This window comes from Acidobacteriota bacterium (assembly GCA_022340665.1).
In the GTDB taxonomy this organism is placed as follows: Bacteria; Acidobacteriota; Thermoanaerobaculia; order Thermoanaerobaculales; family Sulfomarinibacteraceae; genus Sulfomarinibacter.
Genome location: JAJDNM010000029.1, coordinates 33,491 through 59,631, shown reverse-complemented (window position 1 = coordinate 59,631; position 26,141 = coordinate 33,491). Strand labels below are relative to the sequence as shown.

The following is a 26,141-nucleotide window of genomic DNA, read 5'->3' as shown; positions in this document are numbered from 1 at the left end:
GTTCGATCTTCGATATTCGATGTTTGACATTGGGTTTTCGATTCACGTGCTGACCTTGGCGGTGTGGTTCAGACGCTGGTCGGATCCAACATCCAACATCCAAGATCCAACATCCAGTTACTTGGGAACGACTACGAGCTTGGTTTTCCAATCATGACGACGCGTGAGGCGCCTCCGACCAGGTCGCGGATGATCTCGAGATTCTGTGGAATCGCACCAGCAACATCGGCCTTTTGCGGACACTCCAGGCATGCCAGGGCGCGGTCGTGGAGAAGGCCAAGGTCGAAGAGTGAAATCACGATCTCGAGCCCGTCCCTCCAGGTCTCGAACGGCGGGTCGATCCAGGCGACGTCGAAGCGGTCGTTTCTCCTCGTCAGATCGGCCAACGCTGCAGAGGCGGGACGTGCGATGAGCTCAGCGCGGCTCGGGTCGAGGTCGAAGGCGGCGAGGTTTTCTTTGATCAGGTTTGCGGCGGGCCGATGCTGCTCGACGAACACTGCCGACTCGGCGCCTCGTGAAAGTGCTTCGAGCCCGACTGCGCCGGTTCCGGAAAAAAGGTCGAGAAATCGAGTTTCGGCGATCTTCTGACCGAGCACCGCGAATGCTCGTTCCCGCATTGCGTCCGGCGTCGGGCGCAGTGCCTTGCTGCTTCCGGGGCCGCGCAATCGGCGCGACCTCCACTCGCCGCCGGTAATTCTCACGGTGCCCGTTCCACGATCCTGAGTATCACCTGATCACGGACGCTCGGAACCACCGACTCCCGGATAGAGGTTGACTCGTGCCTCAGGATGATCATCCCGTCGTCCCAGATTTCAACCACAGTCGCAAACTGCCCGGTCATCAACTCGACCAGGTCCCCCTCGTGGGGTACCCAAGCTCGAAGAGCCTCGGCCGAAGGGCTGGTGTCGAATACCTGCGTCTGCAGGTCATCCATCGCGCCCATGATCTTCGACAGCGCCAGATTGACACCAGACATGGGGGAGAAACGGAACGACCTGGGTGCGCTGGGTCCGACGTGCAGCGACAGGACGACCTCGGAGTCTTCGGTGTCGATGCGCGAGGAAATCGGTTCGTCCTCGAGCTCCTCCGCGTTGGTCTGGATGATCGAGAGGTAGATCATGTACTGGTCGTCCGGAAGAGTGATCCGGCGGAAGAAATCCGGCTCTTCGCCGCGTCGGACCGTAACCACGACCGCACCATTGGAGAACAACGAAACACGGGTGGCCACATCTCTCTGGGTAACGGTCCTCTCCGCGACCGCGATTGGCGCCTGGGCGGATGCCGGTGGCGGAATCGCCACAGAAGCGATTGCCACCATCAACGCCAGTCTCGCCGTCACGGGATCGTCTCCCGTTCCAGCGAGCGGGCGGTTTCAAGTGCCCAGGAGAGAGCGTCTTCGGTTTCGATCATGTCGTCGATGAGTGCATCGCGGGTCAGCTTGAGGGCTCGTCCGATGTGCGGGCCGGGTGACATTCCGCCGTCGATCAGCTGCTGCCCGGTGATTGGCATCCGGGTCCGCGCGTTCGAGACCGATGCGTTGGCCAGCCTGCGTCGCGATTCCATCTGCAGCTCTGACATCGCGAGCAATAGTGACTCCGTCGAGTGTTGCTCGATCGCATTTGCCCGCTGGGATGTGGACAGGTCAGGTTCCGCGGCCGCCTTGATCGCTTCCACCGCCTCCGGTAGCGCCAGAAAACGGTCTTTCACCGGACCGCCAAGCTGGAGTCTCTCGACCAGGCGGATCACGGCGTCGGGGCCAGACGAAAGCGCCAATCCACCGAGGAACAGCATCCATTGTTCGGGAGGTGAGCCGAGCTGTTCGAGCTGATGCCAGGCGAGCTGGCCTTCCAACTCCATGAGATAGCTTTGAATGTCCTCGGACCACTCCAGGCCTGGGCAGATGGCCGGCATGAGCCCGATATCGGCGACCAGTTCGAGCGCCGGGGTCGGGTGTGGCTCAGCCAACAGGTGTTCGAGTTCGCGCCGAAGACGCTGACCCGACAGGCGTTCGAAAACGCCCTCCTCGAGGGCCGTGGCAATCAGGTTGCGGGTGTCACTGGCGATGTCGAAACCGAGCCGGCGCGCGTATCGCACGGCACGGAGCGCCCGGGTCGGATCGTCGATGAATGAGAGTGAGTGGAGCACTCTGATCTCCCGACGTTGGATATCCTTGCGGCCGCCGAAGAAATCGACGAGATCGCCGTAACGTTCACCCGAGAGCGCAACCGCAAGGGCGTTGATGGTGAAATCACGACGGTAGAGATCCTGGCGAATCAAGGAAGTCTCGACCTCAGGGAGCGCTGCGGGCGTGCGGTAGAACTCGGTGCGTGCCGAAGCTACGTCGACCCGGAGGCCGTCGGGGAGTGTGACGACAGCGGTCAAAAACGGCGCATGCGGATGGTGGCGGCCGCCCAGCATCTCCGCCAGTGCTTCGGCGAACGCGATGCCGTCGCCCTCGACGACCAGGTCGATGTCCTCGTTCGCTCGTTGGAGCAGCATGTCACGGACCATGCCGCCGACCAGGTAAACCGAGACGCCGAGGCGGTCGGCGACCTCCCGGGCCGCGGACACCAGACGCTGGACCCAAGGGGGCGAGAAATCTCGCAGAAGGCGGGTGATGGGCTGGCTGACGGGGCGGGTCCCCGCCATTCGGTGGTCAAGCGTGGAACCGGTATCGTATTGCTGCTCGAAAAGACGGCGGAAGAGCTCCATCCGGGTGACGATGCCGGCGGGTCGACCAGCATCTTCGACGACCACGAAACGGTAGGAACGTTCAAGGAAGATGTCCCGGAGGTCATCGAGCGGGATGGCTGCCGATACGACCGGTAGCTCAGGCTGCATCACCGAGCGCACGGGTCGGTTGCCCATCTCGTGGCTGAGGGCGTAGTCCAGGGTTTGTCGTGTTACGAGGCCGATCAACTCACCGGTTCCGCTGTCACGGACGGGAAGGGCATTGACTCGAAGCTGGTTGATCCGGTTCTTGGTCTCCTCGACGTTGTTTGTGTCATCGATTGAAAAAATCGTGCGGACGGCGATGTCGATGGCGGTCGCCGGCGGCGGCATTTCGACTGCGAGTGTTTCGAGCAACGTTTCCCTGAGTTCAACGGGCATCATACCGGTGACTCGCGCCGACGCTGCAGTCGGATGGCCACCGCCCCCGAACCGCTGAGCCACCTTCCCGATGTGAAGGTCCGGGAGACGGGACCGCAGGATCAGATTGATGTTCGGCGGTCGTACGAGCATGACTGCACCGACAGCGATCTCGAAGATCTCGACCCATCGGTGTACGACGAATGCTGCCTCCTCGTGGTATTCATCCACCTCGATCATCGACAGCGCGACGGGGGTCCCCGCCACCATGACTTGCTCGGTGGCCTCGACCATCCGGTTGAGCAGCTCCAATTGCTCGGGTTGGAGAGCCTTGAGAACCCACCGTCTCACCCATCCGAGCGAAGCGCCCCGTTCGAGAAGCCATGCGCTGATGCGGAGATCATCGGCCGTGGTCTCGCGGTAGGAAAGACCACCGGTGTCCTCGTAGATACCCATGAGAAGGAGAGTCGCTTCGTCCTCGGTCGGTTCGATGCCGCGCTCGCGAAAGAGTTCGGCGACGATCGTACAGGTTGCGCCGACCGGGCGTTCGAAAACCTGATCCGCGTCGAGATCGTTGTCGTCATCCTCCGTGTGATGGTCGATCACGGTGATCCGACATCGGTTTCGCTGGATAAGATCGTGGACCTCACCGAGGCGCGACGGGCTGCGGGTATCGACCACCACTACATGCTCGATACCTGCGGTCCGTGCAGCTCGCAGCTTGAACTCAGGGTAACTGAGGTCCGTATCAGCGAGGAAACGCCGCACTGCCGCCTCCTGAGAACCCGGAAAAAGCACCTTGGCGCCAGGATACAGTCGAACCGAGCACACGGCTGCGGCGAACGCATCGAAATCGGCCGAGAGGTGGGTTGTAATGATCTCCACGCGCCCATTGTATTGAAGTCGGAGCGGCTTTACGGCTCGACGGCGATACGGCCGATCGGCTTTCCAGCGATGTGGTGCTGTAGAGATGGAGCGACGCGCGTAGATTTTGCCGGATGACCTCACCCGTAATGCTGTTTGGCCGTGGGTGGGTGGAGGGTGGAACCAGTCGAGCCGATGTAGAACCCAAAAAGGTGTCTCAACGTAAGTCAATCATGCGCTTGGCATCTCTTGGCCTGCTGATAGCGTGCGTTGCCGGGTTGGCCGACGCCGAAATACCGCCACTCACGGTTCCGGTCGGTGTGATGGTCGAAGGCATCGAATGCGCGTCCAATCCGACCCAGACGTACACCCTTTACGTCCCTTCGACATATTCCAGTGATCGTTTGTGGCCGGTGCTACTGGTCTTCGACCCACGCGGGCGATCCCTGCTCGCTGCCGAGCTGTTCAGGGATGCTGCCGAGGCCTACGGCTGGATGATCGTCAGCTCCGACAACACCCGATCCGACGGACCGATGGAGCCCAATACCATCGCCCTCGAGGCGCTGTGGCCGGAGATCCACTTGCGCCTGCCGACGGATAGTAGCCGAATCTACGCCGCCGGCTTCTCGGGTGGGGCCGCAGTCGCATATTCGCTTTCGAGGGCGACGCAAGGGTTGGCGGGGATTCTGGCGTGCGGCGGGCGGCATTTTCCAGAGATCCTCGAGGGTGACGACGTGCCGATCTTCGCTACCGCCGGCTCGCTCGACTTCAACTACAGGGAGATGCACCTCCTCAACGAGTTTCTCGAGGCCCAGGGCAACCCGCATCGCCTGGCGATCTTCGAAGGCTCACATTCCTGGATGCCACCCGAGTTGGCACGGGAGGCAATCGAGTGGTTCGAGCTTGTTGCCATGCAACGGGGTGAGCGAAGCGTCGATGCAGAGCTGGTGGGCACGCTGTTAGCCAAAGACATGGAGGCCGCGAATCTGTTGGTTGACGAAGGTCGCGATTATGACGCTGCGCGGAGGTATCGCGAGATCGATCGAACCTATGGGGGTCTTGGGGTGTCGACGAATGCTGGCAGCCGCGCACGGAAGATCGAGGCCGAAGCGACCTATCGGGATCAGGCCAAGACCATTAAGAAAATCCGAAACTTCGAGCGCCGCTGCGACGAGCGGGTCAGTATCGGCCTGCATGCCCTTCGCAGCTCGGAAATTCCACAGCGCGTTGCCCAGCTCGCCCAACGGTTTCAGATAAGGCAGCTGCAGCACGAGGGAGAGCAAAAGGACGCCAGAGGGCTCGCAGCTCAAAGGTGTCTCAACGCGCTCTACGGCGGAGTCTCGTTCTACCTGCCTCGGGATACTGCGGGCGAGGGTCGGTACGCACATGCGGCCACGTCGTACGAGCTGGCGGTGATGATCCGCGATGACAACCCGGTCGTCTGGTACAACCTCGCCTGCATGCGAGCTCTTCTCGGACATGACGAGGCGGCGATGGAGGCACTCGCGCGAGCGTTCGAGACGGGATTCAATCAATTCGAGCTGATGGCGACCGACCACGACCTCGACGGCCTTCGCGATCGCGAGGATTTCAAGCGGCTCGTCGCACCGGTTGGTGCCGAATAACCACAGAGGCACAGAGACTCAGGGTCCACCCACCCGCCCAATTCGAATTTCGAATTTCGAATTTTCCACCCGCCCACCCGAGAAAACGCAGAGCCACCCCTCCGCCCGCCCACCCAAAGTCGCAGAGACGCAAAGAGAGCACGTCGGTTCTGATTCTCTCCCTCTTCATGGTGGTGGGTGGGCGGGGGACTTTGCGTCTTTGTGCCTTCGCGTCTTTGCGTTAAGAAGCGACAGAAACTCTGTGCTTCCTCTGTGTCCTCTGTGCCTCCGTGGTTTTTCGGGTGTCTACGCTTCGCGGAGGATCTTCAGAGCCCGTTCCCGTTGCGCGAGCGATTTTGCCTTGCCCTGGAAGATGGAACCTCGGCCACCGCCGTGGCCGCCGAGGGCCTCTGCGACTGCCGGCCCAGCGCCTTCGGCCTGCAGCCCGGACTCTGCGCCTGTTGCGACGACGAACAACACGCCGTCTTCGGTCTCCGAGGTGAGAAGAACACGTTTCTCTGGTGCCTTTTCGGCGACGGCGCGTGCCACCGATTGCAGAAAGGCCATGTCGCGTTCCGACCAGTGGGCATCAACCGTTGCCGACGATTTCAAACACAGGCTTTGGGCAGTGGAATCCGCGAGCGCGGCGGAGAGTCGGCGATTTGTGCGAGCCAGGGCCTTCTCGCGTTCGAGCCGGAGCTGAACGACATCGGGCAGCTCTTCGTCTCCCGTGTCGAGCAGTGTCCTCAGGCGCAGGTTGCGATTCTCGTGCGCGGTCAAGCGTCGACGCACACGGTCGCCGGCAACGAAGAAAACCCGCGTGCCGCCTCGCATCGGTTCGGTCCCGAGCAGGCTGAGCGAGCCGATCTCGGCGGTCGATCGGCAGTGGGTGCCACCGCAGGTGTTGAGGTCGAGACCCTCGATATCCACCAGACGAACCTTTCCCGAGAGTCCCTCCGGTAGAAGCCGCGATCTCACTCCAAGACGCTCGAAATCTGCCGCCTCGGCACTGCCGTATGTCACGCGACGGGCAGCCCTGATCTCCTCGGCGACTTTTTCTTCCAGGTCTCTGAGATTCTGCCGTGTGAGGTCCGGTACATCAAGTTCGATGTCGCTTGTTTCGGCTCCGAGGTGAAACGCGGTGGTGCGCCAGCCGAAATCTCGAAGGGCGACAGCGGTCAGCACGTGCTGAGCCGTGTGCTGTTGCATATGGTCCCACCGGCGCCGCCATTCGATTTCGATCCGCACCGGTCCGGGTTCGACCGGTTTGTCGAGGAAGTGGCGGATTTCACCGTCACAGGTCTGGACGTCGAGGACCTTGGCACTTCCGAGGTGCCCGCGGTCCGCCGGTTGCCCGCCGCCCTCCGGGTAGAAGATCGTTTCCGACAGCACGGTGTAGGGACGACCATCCTGGGCATCGGCTTTCACGACCTCAGCCTCGAGCTCGGTAAGATACGGGTCTTCGAGGTACACACGAAGCGTCATCAATGCCCCTCCCGCTGCACGATCGCTCTCGGACCGAGCGCGAACCCGTTGCGCCGGGGATCGCCGACACCAGAATATTTTCCGGTCGCGGGTTGGTAGAGTACTGCGTTGACACCGCCGAAAAACGGGGCATCGTTGACGGGACCGGCCAGGTAATCGAGGCGGAACATGTGTTCGAAGCCGAAGCTCTGGAGCTCGTCGGCGTCGGCATGGGAGATCGGGTCCGCGATCTCAATACAGATCCGGTCCGGTTCGTGAGCACTGTTCCACAGTGCGCGTGGAGCCGTGACGGCGTCCCGGATTCCCATCTGTCGGTCGAACACGTTGCTGATAACCTCGACGACCGAACCGGGGATACGGTCGGATCCGGCGCTGCCGAGAATCAGCAGTGTTCCCTCGTGGCGAACGATGGTCGGTGCCATGTTGGACGCGTAGAGCGCCCGCGGGCGCAGATAGATGGGGCTGGCCTCATTCTCGAAATCGAAGAACTCGAGGCAGCTGTTGTATGGGAACCCGAGGCCTGGAGTTGCGACTTTCGCACCGTACTGGCGGCACAGGGTCTGAGTCATGGCGACCGCGTTACCCCAGCGATCCGCGACCGAGATGTGGGTGGTGTGGTTGCCCATCCTGGCCGCGGAACCGGAAGATTGAACGAGATCCTCAGGGAGTGCCCGGCCGGGAGTGATCAGGCTGGCGCGTTCCCTCGCGTAGGCTTTGGAGAGCTGGCCGGCAAGGCTGGAAGCGTGTTGCGCTGGGCCGGAGGCGGACCTCAGGAAATCGGCGCGGGCCAGCCGAGAGGCCTCGATCATTACGTGCAGGCGTTCGACCGACGGCGTGCGTAGCAGATCGAATTCTAGTTGTTCAATGATGTTGAGCATCGCCACGACCTCGCCGCCGCCTCCGGGCCACGGGTAGGACAAGACTTCCGCGCCGCGATACTCCGAGGATAGCGGCTGCAGCTCTGCCGCCTTGGTCGACACGAGATCGATCGGACGGAGGTATCCGCCGAGGCTCGAGAGATCAATCAGCATGCTCCGTGCGATGCTGCCGCGATAGAAGGAGTCTGGGCCCTCTGCAGCAAGCACTCTCAGGGTGGTGACAAGATCGGGACGGCAGACCAGATCGCCCGGTGTGCCCACTCGTTCCCCGGCGTCAAGTGCGACGAATCTGAGGTAGCGAGAGGCCATGATGTCGTCGAGATAGCTGTTGGCCCACGAGATAGAATTGGGGCTGAGGCGATATCCATTCACAGCAATCTTGATTGCGGGCGCAGCCACCCGTGCAAAGCTCATGGTGCCGTGCCGCTCGAGAGCGTGGCTCATGGCAGCGAGAGCCATTGGAACTGCCACTGCCCTGGCGCCGAATCGTTCCTCGGAAGCCTGAATTTCTGCCAGCGCTTTGCGGTCGGCTCCAACGGGCACGATGGCCGAGCCATCTACTGCGATCGACCGGCCGTCGGCGAACGAGATCAGGATATAGGTCATTCCGCCAAGCCCGGATCCACCCGGATCTGCGACCCCGAGAGCGAGAGCCGCCGCCACCGCGGCATCGATCGCGTTGCCCCCGGACTCGAGAATTGTGACGCCCGCTTGGGTCGCTTCAATCGACCCGGTGGATACCATGCCTAGGTCCGAATGGGCCTCGGGGGCGTAGAGGGGCGCGACGACCGAGGAGTCGTCACTTCGACCGCCGTGAGCGCAACCCCCGATCGGTAACCCAACGGTCAGGGCAAGGGCGCCACGGGCGAGGAGGTTGGCTGCCTTTACGGATGCACGAACTGCGCGAATCATCGGGTGCTCATTGTTCCACACTGAGGGTGTCGTGTCAGTGGGGGACGCCCTGTCCTGCCACGACCCGTGGCCCGAGTGCAAAACCGTTGCGTCGGGGATCTCCGACGCCGGTGAAGCTCAAGGTCTGAGGGTCATAACCGACAGCATTGACGCCACCGAATTTGGCCATTGTGTCGTCGTCGGGCGGTGGAAAGCGAAGCACGGTCATCGCTTCGTACCCGATTTGTTCGAGGTCATCGACATCCTGCTCGGAAACCCGGCCGGCAACCTCGACAAATGCCCGCCTGCGGGACATACCTCCCCACAAAACCCTGGGAGCACATACCGCGTCGCGTATCCCCATGCCGCGGTCGACAACATTGCTGATGACTGCGCTGACCACGGTGGAAATCCTGTTGCTCCCGGGTGTGCCGAGGGCGGCGACCAGCACCCCATCATGCAAAACGATGGTCGGCGCCATGTCAGTCGTGCACGGGCTGTTGGGCTGCAGATAGCCCGGGCACTGCGGTTTGTCGGCGTTGTAGTTTTCGAGAAAGCTGTTGTAGGGAAAACCGAGACCAGGCGTAGCGATTTTCGCGCCGAATGAGCGGCTGAGAGTCTGGGTGAGGGATACGATGTTGCCCCATTGGTCGGCAACCGAAACCTGGGTGGTGCTCTCACCGGGCTGGTCACATTCCGGAGGGATCGGGGTCGCCAGCGACTCCGCGGGGATCATTCGCGCCGGGGTGATCAGCTTGACGCGTTCGCGAGCGTATCTCTTGCTCAAGGGGTGGGGGCCAAAATGGTTCCTGAGATTCGCGGCCACTCGGGAGTCGGCCGCGGCAATCCGAAACGACTCGATCATGACGTGGAGCCTCTCGACCGAGTCCGCGGCCAGGAATTCGCTCGGATACGTTTCGAGCAGGTTGAGAGCGGTCACCACACCTGCACCTCCGCCCGGTGGCGGAAAGGTGTAGACGTCGAAGCCCCGGTAGGTCGTGTGAAGTGGCTGCACCTCGCGGATGCGGACGGTCGCCAGATCCGATCGACGGAGGAAACCGCCCCCACGAATCATGTCTTCCTCGATTCTCTGGGCGATATTCCCGAAGTAGAAGCTGCGGACGCCTTCCTCCGCTATGGCACGAAGGGTTGCGGCGAGATCCGGGCGGCAGTGCCGATCTCCGCGCTCACCAATCGTGCGTCCATCCTCCATTGTGAGGTAGCGCACATAGGGCGGCGAATCCATGATGTTGTCGTAGTACTTCTTCGTCCACATGACCTGGATATCGGTCAGCGGATAACCGTGCTCTGCGGCTTGGATGGCGGGCTCGAGGAGGGTGGCCATCGGCATGGTGCCGAATCTTTCCCTTGCGTACTCGAGCGACGCGAGTGTGGTCGGGACGGCGATGGCCTCGTAACCGTATGTTCGCCCGCTCGCTTTGAACCTCCTGAATCTCTCGATGTCAATTTTCAGGGGCGCCTTCGAGGTCCCATCGACCGCAAGGGTGCGGCCACTCGCCAGGTGGACCAGCATGTTGGTTGCGCCGGCGATGCCGGAGGCGTCGAAATCGACGACGCCCAGCACCAGAGCCGCTGCAACCGCCGCGTCGATCGCGTTGCCTCCCCGCTCGAGGACGTCGACCGCGGCCCGGGTGGCCTCGGGCGAGCCAGTAGCTACCATTCCGAGGTCCGACCGTTCTTCGATTGCGCAGAGTTCCGGCGGTAGGCGATTGATTGTACGGGCGGACGTGACCATTGGCACCGCGGCCACGCCTGCCATGGCTACGGCGACGAGCATCCAGGTTTGTCGTACCCCTGACGATTTCAACCTTGGTATCAACTTTCTGTTTGTTGCTCCGGCACCACTGTCGATCATGGTCACCGGGGCGATCGATATTGCCGCGAGGCCATTGTACGACCACTTCTTTCTGACAATCGACGGGCGGATCTCTTGACAAAGTGCGCATCAGAATGTATTAGTATCCTATGACAATAATTCACTAGGACACTAGTGCAAAGGAGCAGCGATTGACTCTCCAGATTCAACTCGACGTCAAGAGCGGCGTTCCTTTCTACCGCCAGATCATCGATCAGGTGAAGGCTGCGATCGCAACCGAGACGATTGCCGCCGGAGACCGGTTGCCGACCGTCCGTCAGCTCGCCGTCGACCTCTCAATCAATCCGAACACGGTCAGTCGAGCGTATACGGAGCTCGAGCTCACCGGTCTGGTGGAAACACAGATGGGGTCCGGTACCTACGTGGGGAACCGGCCGGTCGAACAGAACGACCTCGAACGACGGAGGGTGCTCGACCAGCTCTGCCAGGAATTCCTGTCGCGGGCCTCGACCCACGGCTTCAACCTCGATGACGTTCTTCACAACCTCGAGCAGCGCCGGAAGCGCTGAGAAAGGGAGGCGACTATGCATAAGATGGGCCAGATGAAGCTCGACGTACTCGAGCGGTTCGCAACCTCGTTCCGGGCCGATTTCAGGTTTGCTCCTCTCAACATCATGATTCTCGTCGTGCTGTGTTTTCTGGGACTTGTCGTCCATTTGGCGGTAGTGCCGTTCAGCCTCGAGGCGGTGATATCGATGATCGGCGTGGCGATCGTTCTCGCCACGGTTTTTCGCCTTTTCCAGGTCTGGGAGTCGGTCGTCATTGCCACCACGGGGGCGGCACTCTACGTCTATCTCCAGCACCGCCCTGACGCGTGGATCCTGGTCACCTCGGTGGTTGTCGCCGGCCTGGTGAGCCCGTGCATTCAGATGGCATATCAGTGGGAGAAGGCGGTGGTCCTGCGATTCGGTCGATTCCGGGGTCTCAAGGGATCGGGCCTCTTTTTGATCTTCCCGGTGATCGACAAGGTCGCGAACTACGTTGACCAGCGGATCCGCGTTACCGACTTCAAGGCCGAAACGACCCTGACCAGGGATACGGTGCCGGTCAACGTGGACGCGATCGCATTTTGGATGGTTTGGGACGCGCAAAAGGCGGTCCTCGAGGTGGAAGATTTTGAAAGCGCGGTCACACTCTCAGCTCAAACGGGCCTCCGTGACGCCATTGGCCGGCACGAGCTCGGTGACATGCTCTCCCACCGCGACCGGCTGGGTAAGGAGATCCAACAGGTGCTTGACGCAAAGACCAATGCCTGGGGCATCACCGTCCAATCGGTGGAAATCCGCGACATCATCATTCCAAAGGAGCTCGAGGACGCCATGAGCCGGCAGGCGCAGGCCGAGCGCGAGCGGCAATCGCGGATCATTCTCTCGAAGGCCGAAGAGGAGATCGCCGAGAGCTTCGAGAGGGCGTCAGAGCACTACAGGCGCAACCAGGCGGCGCTGCATCTGCGGGCGATGAATATGGTGTTCGAGGGCCTCAAGAAGAAGGGTTCGATGATCATTGTTCCGTCGACCGCGGTCGAGACCATGGGCCTCGGAGCGATGGGAGGATTGACAGCGTTCGACCGAATTCTGGAAAGCGGAGACCGGATGAGCGACGAAGCACCGACTTCGTTGGAGTCCGAAGGTGATTCCGGGGAGGTGTGACATGCTCGTCGAAATTCCGCCGGAACATCGCCGGCAGACGGTCTATGCGGGAGTGATCCTGCTGATCATTCTGGCGGCGGTGGTGTTGATCTGATCGATCAACTCGACAGGACGCTGTCCTGCGAAATTTCAGGACTCCTGTTGCCGCTCCTGAACGGAAGCGCGCGGAGAACCGCTGCGCCGATGTCCTCGAGCGAGGTGTACCACACTGGAAGAGCGAGCAGGGTGAAGACGGTTGACGTCGCCAGCCCGCCGATGACCACGACCGCTATCGAATCGATATACGCACCTGCGACTGTGGCTCGTGAAACCACCAGCGGGATGAGGCCAAAAATGGTGGTGATGGCTGTCATGATGACCGGGCGAAGGCGATCTCCGCAGCCCTCGATAAGCGCCTGGCGCCGTTCGACGCCGGCGGATCGAAGTGAGTTGACGTGGTCGACGAGCACGATACCGTTGTTGACCACAATGCCAATCAGGATGATGATCCCCATAAAGGCGATCGGGTTGAGGTCGAAGCCTCCCAACCACAGGCTCCAGAAGGCGCCAAAAAATGCGAGCAACAGGGTAATCAGAATAGCGAAGGGCTGGGTGAAGGACTCGAATAGAGCGGCCATCAGAAGGATCACGGCCACCAACGACAGCACCACTCCGCGGAGCATGGTACCCAGGGCCTCGTCGCGGTCGTGTCCCCACTGGCCGAAGTCCCACGAGTAGCCTTCCGGTACGGCAAAACCCTGCATCCGTTCTTCGACCAACTTCTTTGCCTCTTCGGTCGTCACGGCGTCCTTGTCGAATTGCGCCGTCACCCATTGCGTTGTCTGACGGTTTTCTCGCCGGATCCGCTCCGGAGTCCGGGCCACCGTGATCTCGGCGACCGAGCTCAACGGAACGTAGCCGCCGGATCGGCTGGGCACCGGCAGGTCGGCGAGCGCATCGATGCCAGGTTGCGCCTCTTCGGGGAGGCCGAGGATCATCTCGATCTCGCCGTCGGGTCCCTGAAGGCGCCTCAGACGCCGGCCGCGAAACGCGAAACCTACGGCGTCGGCCACGCTGCGGGGACTGACCTCGAGGCTGTTCGCGGCGTCGGCATTGACGATGAGCCGCAGTTCCTTGGTGCCGCGCATGGTCGGCCCCCAGATCTCCTCCAGGTGGTCAAGACCCCGCATGCGCTCTTCGACGTTCATCGAGAGTTCTTCGAGAAACTCGGGGTCGTCTCCGTGGAGTGCCACCGAAACCATGCGGCGATCCTCGCCACCGCCATGACGCCACCAGTTGTCGCGATCGCCGACCTCGAGAGTGACACCAGCTATCTCGGGGATCCCGTCACGGAGCTGTGTTCGCAGGCGCTCGATTGTCTCCGGATTGGCCGTGTCTTCGGGCAGGTAGACGCGGGTCATGCAGAAACCGTGTTCCGTATACCACGAGTAAACACTGTCAAAACCGAGCTCCTCTTCGCGGCTGTAGACCCACTCCTCCACTTGATCAACATAGCCCTCCAACACCTCCTTGGAGACGTCATCGTGGACCTGAAGGAAAATCGATACCTGGCGATTCTGCTCCGGCATGTCTCCGGTTTTCTCGATCTTCATCAGAGGCCAGACGGCCGAGCCCGCGATCACGAAGAGGCACGCGAGCGTGGTCACCCTGTGATCGAGGGTCCAGTTGAGCACTTGCCGATAGGCGGGCACCACCTTCCTGACGACGATGCCGGGTTTCGGCTCCTCGGCTGGCGCGAACCGGGCCGCGGCCAGCGGAATGAACGTGAGCGAGATGAACAGCGAGCAGGCAACCGCGAGGCAAATCGTCAATGCCACCTCGCCCATCATGATGACCATGGTGTTGCGCTCGGAAACGAAGAGCCACGACCAGACAAAGATCGATGTAGCGGTGGAGGCGACCACCGCCAACGCCACCTGCCGCGTGCCGAGCCGCGCCGCAACGGGCGCGGCTTTGCCCATGCTTTCGTAGCGGTGGATGTTTTCGATCACCACTACGGCGTTGTCGACCAGCATGCCAACCCCAAGCATCAGCCCGAGCAGGGTCAGCACGTTGAAGTTGGCCCCGAGCGCGTACATCGCGCCGCATGTCACGAGCAGAGAAAACGGGATCGCCGTAGCGACGATCAGCGTTGTGCGAAAACGACGCAGGAAGAAATGGAGGACGGCTATTGCCAGAATCCCGCCGTAGATTCCCGCATTGCGAAGGCCCTCCAGGGAGTTTCGGATTGCGTCGCCCTGGTTCTCCCAGATCAGGAGATTGATTCCCTCGAGCTGAGGGTCATTCTTGATCTCGTCGATGCGCTCGAGAGCCTTGTCGACGACTTCGATCGTGTTGGCGCTCGGTTCCTTGTAGACATCGATGCCGACCGCGAACGAGCGGTCCAGGTGCCGCCCGTAGTCAAGGCGCGGCTCCCGCAACTCGACGATCGCCACGTCTGCGATGCGAAGACCGTCATCACCAACCCGCAACGCGCCGATTTCCTCAGCCGACTCGAATCGGGTCAGCGTACGGACCTCGTAGCGAACCACGTCGCCGCGAATCACGCCTGCATCGACATCCTGATTGGCTGCGTTGACCGTATCGAGCACTTTTCCCGCGTCGATACCATGCCGCCTGAGGGCGTCGAGGTCGAGGTCGATCCGGACCTGTTGCTGTTCGACGCCGTACAGCTCGACGCGAGCGACACCCTTGATCCTTTCCAACGGCCGACCGATGCGGCGGTCGAGGAGGTCCCATGACTCCGACAAATCACGCTCGGCGGAGATGCGTCCCGCCAGAACCTGGGCCGAGCCGCCGTCGGTGTCGCCGCGAATCGAAATATGGCCGATGGTGTCTGGCAGCTCGGGGCGGGCACGGTCGATGGCCTCGCGCACTTCCATTTTCTTGATGTCGACGTCGACGCCCCAGTCGAACATGACTTCCATGAAGACCTGACCGGCCGAGGTGTTGGCCAGGATCCGTTTGACGTCGGGGATAGTCGCGACCTCTTCCTCGATCGGTTCCACGACCTCGCGCAGTGCTTCGAGGGGGTGGGATCCCGGGAACGGAATCTGGATATCGATCTCGGGCTCCTTGACCACCGGCATGAAGTCGAGGGGCAATAGGAAGACCGACACCGTACCGAGGACCGTCAAGCTCAAGAGAAGCATCAACGTCGCGACGGGGCGGTCGAGAGGAATGTCGGTCAGGCGCATGGCGGTTTCCAAAGTACTGAATTCCGAATTCTGAGTTCTGGAATACCACCCGGCGCCCCGAGAAGTTCGAGGCGACCGGAGTACCAACTCCGAATTCCGAATGCCGAATTTCGCAATCTCATGCTGGAGCCTCTTCTTTCTCTTCCACCTTCCCCCGGACGGGCGCCTTGCCAACGACCTTGTAGATACAAGGTATGACGATAAGTGTCAGCACCGTCGCGACAGTCAGGCCGCCGATCACCGTGATGGCGAGCGGCGCACGAAGCTCATCGCCTGCTCCAAGACCGAGGGCCATTGGAAACAGTGCGAGCACGGTCGTAGCCGTAGTCATGAGGATTGGCCTCAGACGTTCACTCCCCGCGCCCACGAGCGCGTCATCGACCGCCTGGCCCTCTCGGCGTCGGCGGTTGACTGCGTCGACCAACACGATGGCATTGTTGACGACGATGCCGGCCAGCATGATGGCTCCTATAAGCACCAGGACACTGATCGAGGTGGACGTCAGAAGGAGCGCTACCACCACACCGACCACTCCCAGTGGCACTGCCATCAGGATAACGAATGGATGGATCAGGGACTCGAACTGCGATGCCATGACGACGTAGACCAAGAAGGTGGCCAGTGCCATCGCCAGCCACAATGAACGGAAGCTGACGGAAAGCTCTTCGTTCTGACCCGCGAGCTCGGGCCTCGCGCCCGCCGGCAACACCAGACTCGAGACGGCGGCATCGACCGCAGCCAAGGCTCCGCCGAGGTCACGAGTGGTCGGCAGCGCGGTCACCTCCGCAACCCGCGCGCCCGAGTACCGATAAATTGCAGCAGGACCGCGACCGACAACGACCTCGGCTACCGCGGACACCGGCACCGTTGTGCCTCCGGGGAGGAGGATTCGAAGGGCCTGGACTCCAGAAGCCAATGACCGGAACCGTTCGCCGGCGCGAAGTCTGATGTCGATCCGCTCCTCGCCCTCTCGGAACTCACCGACGACGTCGCCTCGAATCTTGGTTCTCATCGCAGCGCCGACGTCGTTGGCTGAGACGCCGAGCGCGGCAGCTCGTTCTCGATCGAGCTCGACCAGAATTTCCGGGCTCCCGGGCTCGGAGGTAGTCGCCACGTCACGGACCTCGGGCAGTTCCTCGAGAACCTCCCGAACCGCTTCGGCAGCCTGGTCGAGTTCAACCAGGTCGTCCGAATACACCTGCACCGCGATCGGCGGCCGGACCGACAGAACCGCCGGTCGCACGAGCTCGGCGTCTGCACGTGGGAAGCGGGCGATGACGGTGCGTACGCGTTGCACGGCAGCTGCCTCATCTTCGGCATCGGCATCGCCCGCCATCCGGAAGTTGATCTGTGCGAGGTTTTCGCCCAGGGTGCGTCGGCCCGACGCCGCCGATGGCAGGCTGCCCACCATGGAAAAGACCGAAGCGAAGGCGGGGTCGTTCACCAACATGGCCTCGATCTGATCCACCATCTCAGCCGTGGCCTCGAGAGTTGCACCTTCGGGCAGCCGTAGCTGGAATGCAAACTCGCCCTGGGCAAGGTCGGGGACCAGGTCCGTGCCGAGATAGGGAATGGCCAGCACCGATGCTGCGAACATCGCTACTGCTGCTGCCAAGACAAGCCATCGCCGTTCGAGTGCCGATGTCAAAGCGCCAGGATACGAGCGAGCGACAACATCGAAGGCGCGTCCGAGGGGAGCAGCGGCGACCTCGAACGTTCGGCTGAAAACCCACCAACAGAATCCGATCGCCAGTGCCGCGAGAAGGATGAGGAATCGAAGGGGAAAGGCAGCGACAGTGACGATCTTGCTGGTCAACGATTGTCCATCACCGATCGGATCGAGCTGGAATCCGGCAAAGTGAAAAGTGAAGGGCAGTGGCGCGTCATCGCTCTGGCGGCGTCCGGCGAGGCGTCCGGCGCTCTCGAAACCCTTGCGGGCTGTGAATCCCGAAAGTGCGGGAATCAGCGTCAGTGACACGACCAAGGAGGTGGCTAACGAGAGACAGACGGTGATTGCCTGGTCCCGAAAGAGCTGCCCGGCGACTCCCTGGACGAAGACGATGGGAAAGAACACCGCAATTGTTGTCAGGGTGGCCGCAGTGACCGCTCCCGCTACCTCCGAGGCGCCGGTGATGGCGGCTTGCGCACGCTCGAGGCCCTCGCCGCGGCGGCGATCGATGGCTTCGAGAACCACGATCGAGTTGTCCACCAGCATGCCGACGCCGAGGGCGAGTCCGCCGAGGGACATGATGTTGATCGAGACGCCGGCTCGGTCCATGAAGAGAAAGGTGGCAATCACAGACACCGGAATTGTGAGGGCGATGATCGAAGTCGCGCGGAGGTCGCGGAGGAAGAAGTAGAGCACGAGAATTGCCAGTACGCCACCGATCCAGGCCGCCGACCACACCATGTTGATCGCCGACGTGATGTAGGCGGAGAGATCGGTAAGCGTTTCAATGTGGAGGTCCGGTGGCATCTCGCCGCGGAGCTCTTCAAGCCTCTCCTCGACCGCTCTGGCGACCGCGACAGTGTTCGCGGTCCCCTGGCGGTGCAAATCTATCTCGACTACCTCACGTCCACCGAGCCGAGTGATTTCATCGCGATCGCGGTGTCCGCGAAAGACGCGCGCCACGTCCTCGACCCGTGTCCGGCCGGTTGCAGTTTCGCGTACTACAGTTCGCCGAATCTGCTCCAGGTTCTCGAACTCGTGCATGGTGCGGACGAGGTAGATCGCGTTGAAGTCACGAAGCGTGCCCCCGGGCTGATTCACGTTTTCTTGCCGCAGGGCCAACGCGAGATCGGCCGGTGTGAGTCCGAGTGCAGCCAGTCGATCCTCGTCGGCCTCGACCACGACTTCTGCGTCCAGACCACCGCGAACCTTTGCTGCGGCGACGCCGACCACCGATTCGAGCCGTGGTTTGAGCCAACGATCTGCCAGCTGACGGAGCTCGTCGAGATCTCGATCGCCGTAAAACCCGAGCCGCATAATGGGTTCGAGCGAAGGGTCGAATCGCAGCACCCTGGGGATCTCCGCTTCGCGGGGCAGTTCCACCAAGCCGAGGCGTTCGCGGACTTCCAGGCCCGCGGTATCCATCGACTCTCCCCACTCGAACTCCAGGACGACCTCGGAAAGGCTCGAACGTGACTGCGAACGCATCTCGCGCACTCCGGGGATGACTCCCACCGCTTCTTCGATTGGTCGTGTGACGAATTGTTCGACGGTCTCCGGCGCAGCATCCTGATACTCGGTCTGGATTGTGAGGGTGGGGTAGGAAAGGTCCGGCAGCAGGTCGACGGGCAGGTTTTGGACTGCCAACAGGCCAAAGGTCGAGATCGCCAGGGTCGCCATCAGGACGGTGACCGGCCGATTGACGGCAAAGCGCGGCAGCACGGCTCAGATCCCGATCAAGGTCGAGGAACCACCGAGCATCAGCCTGCCTGCTTCACGTTCTCAGACGCAGACTGGTCTTCGGTCATGAGGCGGATTTTGGCTCCATCCGAAAGAGCGGGGGCGCCGACGACGATCACCTGATCGCCATCGGCAAGCTTCACGTCGTCATCTTTGGAACCAGTGATTTCGACACGGTCTCCGGTTTCGAAACCAAGCTCGACTTCAATCTGGTCAACGGTGGTGCCGTCGCCGGAGACTCGGTAGAGGTGCCAGCGGCGCCCTTCGGCGACCAGCGCCGACCGCGAGACGACCAGGGAGTCGGCGTGGGTGTCGGTGACGATGTCGACGCGGACGAAGGCTCCGGGCCTGAGCCCGGAATCTCCTACCACAGCGACGGTGACCTTCACGGTGCCCGTCGCAGGGTCTACAGCGGGTGCGATTCGTTCGATGATGGCTCGCGCCTGGGAGCCAGTTGCATCCGCAGTCAAAAGGACCTCCTGGCCGGGGGCGAGGCGAGTGACGTGGCGCTCGGGAATGTTGATGTCGGCATAAAGTGGATCGAGGTCGGCGAGGTCGTAGACGGGAGTGCCGTCCGACACGGTGGCGCCGACGTCGAGATGGCGGGTCACCACGACCCCGGCTATCGGCGCGCGGATTACAGTACGAGACAGCTCGAGCTCGGCCAGTTCGAGAGCGTGGGCGGCGTCCTCTGCATCTCGCCGGCTCGCTTCGTACTCGTCGACGCTGACCAGGCCCTGCTCGTAAAGGCCGGAAAGCCGCTGGTGGTCGCGGCGGGCCGTCTCCTCGGTGGTACGGGCGCGAGCAGCGGCAATCTTCTGTTCATCGTCCTCGAGAAATGCGAGCGCCTGTTCCACGACGACCCGATCGCCCTCCTCTACGGCGAGGCGGCGCACGACTCCACGCGTCCTGGCGATGACGGTCGCTCGGCGATCGGCTCGCAGAGTCGCAGAGGTCGAGTAGAGTGAAGAAATCGGCTCGCGGGATATCAGCCCGGCACGTACGGTGATTGCCGGCTCTTCCTGGCCTTCCTGTTCGCTATCACCGTGCCCGTTGGCCCCGTGGCCGTTTGCATCGCCACCGCAACCGCCGGCGGCGATCGCCACGACAAGAGCAAGAAAGGCTGGCGCACCTCGAACGAACAGAGGTGTTGATCTGGGTTGGTTCATCACCGTGTTTTCCTTTGGTTCACGGGTCGATTCGTATCGCTCCCGGCAGCCCCACGGACAGTACGGTAAATGTCCATCGGAGTTGCGTTATTCCTCCGCCCGCCCACTCGGCAGACGGTTCCATGGGTTCTCCCTCTCACGTGCCGACGCAAAGACGCTCAAGCTCATCATTATGCCTGTTCCGGGTACTGGCGATTCCCCGTAACGCCGTTTTTCCGAAACGCCTTCTCAAAAAAGAACCCGGCCGAAGCCGGGTTCTGGTTGATCGAAAGAAACGGGCGATCAGTACATTCCGCCCATTCCGCCCATGCCGTCCATGCCGCCAGGCGGCATCCCGGAATCTTTCTTCTCCTCGGGAATCTCGGCGACCAGCGCCTCGGTGGTGAGGAGCAGACCGGCGATCGAGGAAGCGTTGAGGAGGGCATTCTTGGTGACCTTGGCCGGATCGATGACGCCAGCCTTGATCATGTCGGTGATTTCGCCCGTAGCGGCGTCGTAACCGATCGCCTTGCCCTTGCCGCGGATTTCGCGCACGATCACCGCGGCCTCGTCGACACCGGTGTTGAGGATGATCTGCCGGGTCGGCTCCTCGAGCGAGCGCAGGAGGATCTTGACACCGGTCTGGATGTCGCCCTCGGTCTCGTCGACCAGCTTCTCGACGTCGTCCATGGCGCGCAGCAGCGCGACGCCGCCGCCGGGCACGATGCCCTCTTCGACGGCCGCCTTGGTGGCGTGCAGCGCGTCTTCGACGCGGGCTTTCTTCTCTTTCATTTCGGTTTCGGTCGCGGCTCCGACCTTGATCTGCGCCACGCCGCCGACCAGCTTGGCCAGGCGCTCCTGGAGCTTCTCTCGGTCGTAGTCCGAAGTGGTCTCGTCGATTTGCCGCTTGATCTGGCTGACGCGACCGAGCACTGCCTGGTGCTTGTCCTCGTTGTCGTCGTCGACCACAATCGTGGTGTCGTCCTTGTTGACGACGATCTTCTTGGCGTTCCCGAGATCTTCCCAGGTCACGTTCTCGAGCTTGATGCCGAGATCCTCGGAGATCATCTTTCCGCCGGTGAGGATCGCGATGTCCTCGAGCATGGCCTTGCGGCGGTCGCCGAAGCCAGGGGCCTTGACGGCACAGATGTTGAGGGTGCCGCGAAGCTTGTTCACCACCAGGGTGGCGAGCGCCTCGCCCTCGACGTCTTCGGCGATGATCAGGAGGGGCTTGCCCTGCTGAGCGGTCTTCTCGAGGATCGGCAGCAGGTCCTTCATGTTCGAGATCTTCTTTTCGAAGATGAGGATCACGGCGTCCTCGAGCACGCACTCCATGCGCTCGGCGTCGGTCACGAAGTACGGCGAGAGGTAGCCGCGGTCGAACTGCATGCCCTCGACGACCTCGAGGGTCGTCTCGAGGCCCTTGGCCTCCTCGACCGTGATCACGCCGTCCTTGCCGACTTTTTCCATCGCCTCGCGAATGATCTCGCCGATCTCTGAATCAGCATTGGCGGAGATGGTGCCGACGTGGGCTACGGCTTCTCCCTCGACCGGCTTGGCAAGCTTGCTGATGGTGTCGACCGCGACCTTGGTGGCCTGGTCGATGCCACGCTTGAGGTCCATCGGGTTGGCACCCGCGGTCACGTTGCGCATGCCCTCGCGATAGATGGACTGGGCGAGAACGGTCGCGGTGGTCGTGCCGTCACCGGCCACGTCGGAGGTCTTCGAGGCGACCTCACGGACCATCTGCGCGCCCATGTTCTCGAGTGGCTCGGGGAGTTCGATCTCCTTGGCCACCGTCACGCCGTCCTTGGTGATGGTCGGCGAGCCGAACTTTTTCTCGAGCACCACGTTGCGGCCCTTGGGGCCAAGCGTGACCTTCACTGCGTTGGCGAGCTTGTTGACACCCGCGAGCAACTTGCTGCGGGCCTCCTCGCCATAAACGATTTGTTTTCCAGACATATTCGCCTCCTACTTACTTTTCGATGATGGCGAGGATCTCGTCTTCACGGACGATGGTGTGTTCCTCGTCGTTGATTTTGATGTCCTGTCCCGTGTACTTGCCGATCAGGACGCGATCGCCCTTCTTGACCGTCATTGGCAGGCGCTTGCCGTCGTCGTCCATCTTGCCGTCGCCGACCGAGACGACCTCAGCCTCCTGGGGTTTCTCCTTGGCGGTGTCGGGGATGATGATTCCGCCGCGCACCTCTTCCTCGGTTTCAACCCGCTTCAAAAGCACTCGATCACCCAAAGGTTTGACCTTCATGTGACTCTCTCCTTTCGAGTTATTGCGATGTTTTGGCACTCTCGTCGTGAGAGTGCTAGCGTGAATATAAGGGTTATTCGCGCGGATGTCAAGACCCAATATTGATATTCCTTATAAAAATAGACTAAGATTTCGAAAACCCGGCATCGCAACTGTTTTTGAGTGTAACTGGCTAAGATATTCCTGAAAACCTGAGAGGTCGTTGACCGTACACGATGACAGGCGACGACGCATCGGAAATCGTTCAACTGTTGCCTCAGACTCGGCGACGGAGTATTTTTGGCGAGAGTGAGACCAAGAACGACGGACTCGGCTGCGCACGAGAGACTCTCGGTCGGCAACGCGATGCGTTCCGGCGGCAGGCTCCGCGATTTCGGGGGCGGCATTTTCGGAATTCGGCGGGGTGAGGGCGGGTTGGCGTGGCTGTTCTTTTTTGAATTCCTGATCCTGACGACGGTTCACTTCGCGAGCAAATCCGTCCGGCAGGCGACCTTCATTGATTCCCTCGGTGCAGAGAACCTCCCGTGGGTCTATCTCGCGGTCGCCGCAGTCTCCCTTCCGGTCCTGGTGCTCTATTCGCGCGCGGCCATGCGCGTGCGTCTGCCGATGCTGATCCTGGGCGGCACCCTGCTGCACGTCATCGGGCTGGTCCTTTTCTTTTACCTCTTCAGCATCGGACGAGGATGGGTCGCGGCGCTCTACTACGTGTGGCTGGGGATGGCGTTCGCGATCGCCGTGTCGCAGTTCTGGACGTATGCGAACCAGGTCTTCGACGCAAGGCAGGCTCGGCGTCTGTTCTCCTTCATCGGTGCGGGCGGTCTGCTCGGAGCCACATTGGGCGGGCTGCTGGCTGCGGCGGTGACCCGCGTCGCGGGCACTCGCTACATCCTGCTCGCCGCCGCGGCGCTGCTGCTCGTCCTTCCCATCCTGCTGGTCCTCATCGAGCGGCGCCGGGCACACCCTGACAGGCCTCCACGGTCGATTCGCAAACTCCGATATGACGAGGCGCGTGGCGGGCTCAGCACCCTGAGAGGTTCGAGGCTGCTGGCAATGATCGCCCTCCTGATGGCTGCCTCGGTCATGATTGGCCAACTCGTCGGCTGGCAATTCAACTGGTATGTCGAACTGCACACCAAAAACCTCGACCAGCGGACGTCGGTCTTCGCGTACGCCTTCATTCTGATGGGTCTTGTCGGCTTTCTCTTCCAGCTGATCTTCACTGGCCGCATCCACCGGGTCCTGGGGGTGAGCGTCGGAATGCGCGTGTTGCCCGGCACGGTGGTTCTGGCTCAACTGGCGGTGGTGCTGGCCATCGTTTTCTCGCCGGCCACGCTCATCGTCTATCCGCTCGTGTGGATCCTATTCCTCGGCGAAAACAGCCTCCGACACTCGGTCGATCAGGCCACCCGGGAGCTTCTCTTCATGCCGGTCGCGGAGGAATTGCGGATCAAGGCGAAGGCGTTCATCGATGTCTTCATCCAGCGGTTCAGCAAGGGCGCCGCGGCGATTCTGATCCTGGTAATCCTGACCTTTCTGTCTGCCACCTGGGTGAGCGTGGTGACTCTGTTTCTCGCCATCGGCTGGCTGGCACTGACGATCCGCACCCGGCGCGAGTACGTGACCGCCTTTCGAGAAGGCCTGAAATCCGGCGTCATCCAGACCGATGCGACGATCGATTCCAGTGACGTGACAACCGTGACGACTCTGGTCGAGGCACTCGGAAGCTCGGATCCGCGCAAGGTCCTCCACAGTCTCGATCTCCTGTCGTCGAGCGGTGAGGGACGACTCGTCCCGCCGGTGCTGCTCCATCATGACAGCGCGGAGGTGCGCCGCAGGACACTCGACATCCTGGCTGAAACGGGCCGCGAGGATGCAGCCGATCTGGTGGAGCGCGCCCTCGGCGACAGCGATGCCGAGGTCCGCACCGGCGCCATGCGGACCCTCGCCCAGCTCCGGAAAGAGTATGCCGCCAGCCTGATGCTGAAGCACCTCGAAGAGAAAAACCCGCGTCTAAGGGCGTCTGCCGTTGCCGGCCTTCTCGGGGGAGGAGAGGGCGAGGCCCGGGAGAAAGCCGAAAACGTGCTTTCCGAAATGGTCGCGGATGACAATCCCTGCGTCCGGGCCGAGGCGGCCGGCGCTCTCGGCCAGGTCGACGATCCTACGGCGAGTGACATCCTGGTTCTGCTTCTTTACGATCGTGACCTGAAAGTGATCCAGGAAGCGATTCACGCGGTTCGCCAGCGGGTCGCGCGTAGCGGACCGAATCCCCTCTACGCAACCATCCTCATCTCCTTGACGGGAAATCGGAGACTCAAGCACGAGGCCCGCGAGGCGCTGGTGGCCCAGGGCGTCGTGGCTATCGAGCCGCTACTGCTCTTCATGCGATCTGACGACGAGCAGATCTGGGTTCGCCGGGCGGTACCCAAGACGATCGCTCTGATCGGATCTCAAAAGGCGGTGGATGTCCTGCTGGAGAGCCTTGACGCCTCCGACTCGATGCTGCGCACGAAGATTATCGAAGCATTGAGCTATCTGCGGTCCCGCTATCCCGACCTCAAGTTCAGTCGGCGGAAAATAACCCGTGAGCTCAGCAAAGAGGCCTCGCGCTATCTGCAGAATCTCGCCGACCTATGGGCGGTGTCGTCGCTTCATGAAGCGCGATTGGACGGGCCGCTGGCCGTTTGGAAGGTCGATGGCCGCGTGCCGACGCTGCCGCAGCAGCTGCTCGCTCAACGATTGGTCGACTCGGTCGGCAACATCTTCTCTCTACTCGAGCTGGTCGAGAACCCGGAGGATGTGCGGGCCGCCCAACGGAGCCTCCTCACGGGCAACAACAAGCTTCGGGCGCGCTCGCTCGAGTACCTCGACAACACGCTTTCAGGTTCATTGCGCCGCGATCTGTTCGCGGTGATCGATGATGCCCCGCTGGAGGACAAGCTCAGGCGTGCACATCAGATATTCGGGACTCAGGTTCAATCTCCGGAACAGGCACTTCATCGGATGATCCAGATCGACCCGCGGCGCGACCCGAGCGCCATCGGCATCATCCTCGCGGCTCTCTACAACGTGTGGGACGAGGAGATCGAAAAGCTCTACCCGGAGGTGGCGGCGCTGGCAGAGGAAACGGAGGACCAGATGGTCAAGGAGACTGCCGCCTGGGTTACAAACAAGGTCAAGGCCGGCCCGAGAACCCGGGGAGTGATCGCGAGGGGAGGAGACACCGATATGGGCCAGATGGCACAGATCGAGATGATGGTCTTTCTACAGGGGGTCGATCTCTTTGCCCACTGCAACGCGGAGCAGGTCCTCAGGTTGGCGGCGATTGCCAGCGAGCACACCTATGACAAGGACGAGGTAATCTTCCGCCGCGATGAGCCCGCCGACAGCCTCTTCTGTGTGGTCGAAGGGAAGGTGCGGCTGGGTGCCGACGAGGAACACGGGGTGGTGATCGGGCCGAGCGGACGTTTCGGTGTTCTCGATATCCTCAGCGGTCACACCCGGTCGGGCGATGCAGTTGCGACCACCGAATCACGAATGCTGATCATAGAAGCCGAAGACTTCTTCGATCTCCTGTCCAACAATATCGAGATCGTCAGAGCCCTTTTCCGATCCGTCATAGCCCTCGGTGATGACGCGAACGAGAGATTGCTGTAGGGGCTGAACGGCAGAACGGGTTCCGTCACCCGCCCACCCAAGGCGAAACGGCTATACGGCCATACGGGTTCCGCCGTCCACCCAGGCACCGCCATACGGCACGGGTTGT

The 26,141-nt window shown here is 61.8% G+C and carries 14 protein-coding genes and 1 pseudogene; 4 read left to right on the top strand and 11 right to left on the bottom strand.

The window, feature by feature from the left end; all coding sequences use genetic code 11:
- Positions 1 to 131: 131 nt before the first annotated feature.
- From rsmD to LJE93_04410, 3 genes are read right to left on the bottom strand one after another with little or no spacing between them, the layout of a single operon-like run.
- Positions 132 to 701, bottom strand: coding sequence for a 16S rRNA (guanine(966)-N(2))-methyltransferase RsmD (gene rsmD, locus LJE93_04420; protein ID MCG6948147.1), 570 nt, complete (start codon positions 699 to 701; stop codon positions 132 to 134).
- The gene (locus LJE93_04415) at positions 698 to 1,339 is read right to left on the bottom strand and encodes a hypothetical protein (protein ID MCG6948146.1); all 642 of its coding nucleotides are present in this window, start codon (positions 1,337 to 1,339) and stop codon (positions 698 to 700) included. The genes rsmD and LJE93_04415 overlap by 4 nt, the downstream gene beginning before the upstream one ends.
- Positions 1,336 to 3,975 (bottom strand): DHH family phosphoesterase, encoded by a 2,640-nt coding sequence (locus LJE93_04410; protein ID MCG6948145.1) that lies wholly within the window; start codon positions 3,973 to 3,975, stop codon positions 1,336 to 1,338. The genes LJE93_04415 and LJE93_04410 overlap by 4 nt, the downstream gene beginning before the upstream one ends.
- A 212-nt stretch (positions 3,976 to 4,187) precedes the next feature.
- Here LJE93_04410 and LJE93_04405 point away from each other — a divergent pair, with 212 nt between their 5' ends.
- Positions 4,188 to 5,579 (top strand): hypothetical protein, encoded by a 1,392-nt coding sequence (locus LJE93_04405; GenBank protein ID MCG6948144.1) that lies wholly within the window; start codon positions 4,188 to 4,190, stop codon positions 5,577 to 5,579.
- Between the two features lie 285 nt (positions 5,580 to 5,864).
- On the opposite strand, the gene LJE93_04400 is transcribed toward LJE93_04405, so the two are convergent.
- Genes LJE93_04400 through LJE93_04390 form a run of 3 tightly spaced genes read right to left on the bottom strand, consistent with a single transcriptional unit; the run spans position 5,865 to position 10,610 of the window.
- On the bottom strand, positions 5,865 to 7,043 hold the full coding sequence (locus LJE93_04400) for an alanyl-tRNA editing protein (protein MCG6948143.1): 1,179 nt from the start codon (positions 7,041 to 7,043) through the stop codon (positions 5,865 to 5,867).
- Positions 7,043 to 8,833, bottom strand: a complete 1,791-nt coding sequence (locus LJE93_04395) for a gamma-glutamyltransferase (protein ID MCG6948142.1) — start codon at positions 8,831 to 8,833, stop codon at positions 7,043 to 7,045. Before LJE93_04395 ends, LJE93_04400 begins: the two co-directional genes overlap by 1 nt.
- Positions 8,834 to 8,867: 34 nt before the next feature.
- Positions 8,868 to 10,610 (bottom strand): gamma-glutamyltransferase, encoded by a 1,743-nt coding sequence (locus tag LJE93_04390; protein MCG6948141.1) that lies wholly within the window; start codon positions 10,608 to 10,610, stop codon positions 8,868 to 8,870.
- 230 nt (positions 10,611 to 10,840) lie between these two features.
- On the opposite strand from LJE93_04390, the pseudogene LJE93_04385 reads away from it, so the two are divergent.
- Together LJE93_04385 and LJE93_04380 are read left to right on the top strand one after the other, a co-directional pair.
- A pseudogene (locus LJE93_04385) lies at positions 10,841 to 11,095 on the top strand (GntR family transcriptional regulator).
- Positions 11,096 to 11,233: 138 nt separating this feature from the next.
- Positions 11,234 to 12,358: a slipin family protein gene (locus LJE93_04380; protein MCG6948140.1), complete on the top strand. Its 1,125-nt coding sequence runs from the start codon at positions 11,234 to 11,236 to the stop codon at positions 12,356 to 12,358.
- A 98-nt stretch (positions 12,359 to 12,456) separates the two neighbouring features.
- Here LJE93_04380 and LJE93_04375 read toward each other — a convergent pair whose 3' ends face one another.
- From LJE93_04375 to LJE93_04355, 5 genes are all read right to left on the bottom strand, one after another.
- Entirely contained in the window at positions 12,457 to 15,555 is a 3,099-nt protein-coding gene (locus LJE93_04375; GenBank protein ID MCG6948139.1) for an efflux RND transporter permease subunit, read from the bottom strand.
- A gap of 118 nt (positions 15,556 to 15,673) precedes the next feature.
- The gene (locus LJE93_04370; GenBank protein ID MCG6948138.1) at positions 15,674 to 18,946 is read right to left on the bottom strand and encodes an efflux RND transporter permease subunit; all 3,273 of its coding nucleotides are present in this window, start codon (positions 18,944 to 18,946) and stop codon (positions 15,674 to 15,676) included.
- 38 nt (positions 18,947 to 18,984) lie between these two features.
- The gene (locus tag LJE93_04365; GenBank protein MCG6948137.1) at positions 18,985 to 20,133 is read right to left on the bottom strand and encodes an efflux RND transporter periplasmic adaptor subunit; all 1,149 of its coding nucleotides are present in this window, start codon (positions 20,131 to 20,133) and stop codon (positions 18,985 to 18,987) included.
- Positions 20,134 to 20,415: 282 nt separating this feature from the next.
- Positions 20,416 to 22,074, bottom strand: coding sequence for a chaperonin GroEL (gene groL / locus LJE93_04360; protein MCG6948136.1), 1,659 nt, complete (start codon positions 22,072 to 22,074; stop codon positions 20,416 to 20,418).
- Positions 22,075 to 22,087: 13 nt separating this feature from the next.
- Complete coding sequence (locus LJE93_04355; GenBank protein ID MCG6948135.1) at positions 22,088 to 22,378, bottom strand: co-chaperone GroES; 291 nt, start codon at positions 22,376 to 22,378, stop codon at positions 22,088 to 22,090.
- Positions 22,379 to 22,666: 288 nt separating this feature from the next.
- Between LJE93_04355 and LJE93_04350 the strand changes: the two genes are divergently transcribed.
- Positions 22,667 to 26,032, top strand: coding sequence for a HEAT repeat domain-containing protein (locus LJE93_04350; protein ID MCG6948134.1), 3,366 nt, complete (start codon positions 22,667 to 22,669; stop codon positions 26,030 to 26,032).
- Positions 26,033 to 26,141: the final 109 nt, after the last annotated feature.

What these genes read in the sequence shown, in the direction of transcription:
- LJE93_04405 (MCG6948144.1), top strand. Translation starts at nt 4,188, where the DNA reads ATGCGCTTGGCATCTCTTGGCCTGCTGATAGCGTGCGTTGCCGGGTTG.
- LJE93_04400 (MCG6948143.1), bottom strand. Translation starts at nt 7,043, where the DNA reads ATGACGCTTCGTGTGTACCTCGAAGACCCGTATCTTACCGAGCTCGAG.
- LJE93_04395 (MCG6948142.1), bottom strand. Translation starts at nt 8,833, where the DNA reads ATGATTCGCGCAGTTCGTGCATCCGTAAAGGCAGCCAACCTCCTCGCC.
- LJE93_04390 (MCG6948141.1), bottom strand. Translation starts at nt 10,610, where the DNA reads ATGCTCGTCGCCGTAGCCATGGCAGGCGTGGCCGCGGTGCCAATGGTC.
- LJE93_04380 (MCG6948140.1), top strand. Translation starts at nt 11,234, where the DNA reads ATGCATAAGATGGGCCAGATGAAGCTCGACGTACTCGAGCGGTTCGCA.
- LJE93_04375 (MCG6948139.1), bottom strand. Translation starts at nt 15,555, where the DNA reads ATGCGCCTGACCGACATTCCTCTCGACCGCCCCGTCGCGACGTTGATG.
- LJE93_04365 (MCG6948137.1), bottom strand. Translation starts at nt 20,133, where the DNA reads ATGAACCAACCCAGATCAACACCTCTGTTCGTTCGAGGTGCGCCAGCC.
- groL (MCG6948136.1), bottom strand. Translation starts at nt 22,074, where the DNA reads ATGTCTGGAAAACAAATCGTTTATGGCGAGGAGGCCCGCAGCAAGTTG.
- LJE93_04355 (MCG6948135.1), bottom strand. Translation starts at nt 22,378, where the DNA reads ATGAAGGTCAAACCTTTGGGTGATCGAGTGCTTTTGAAGCGGGTTGAA.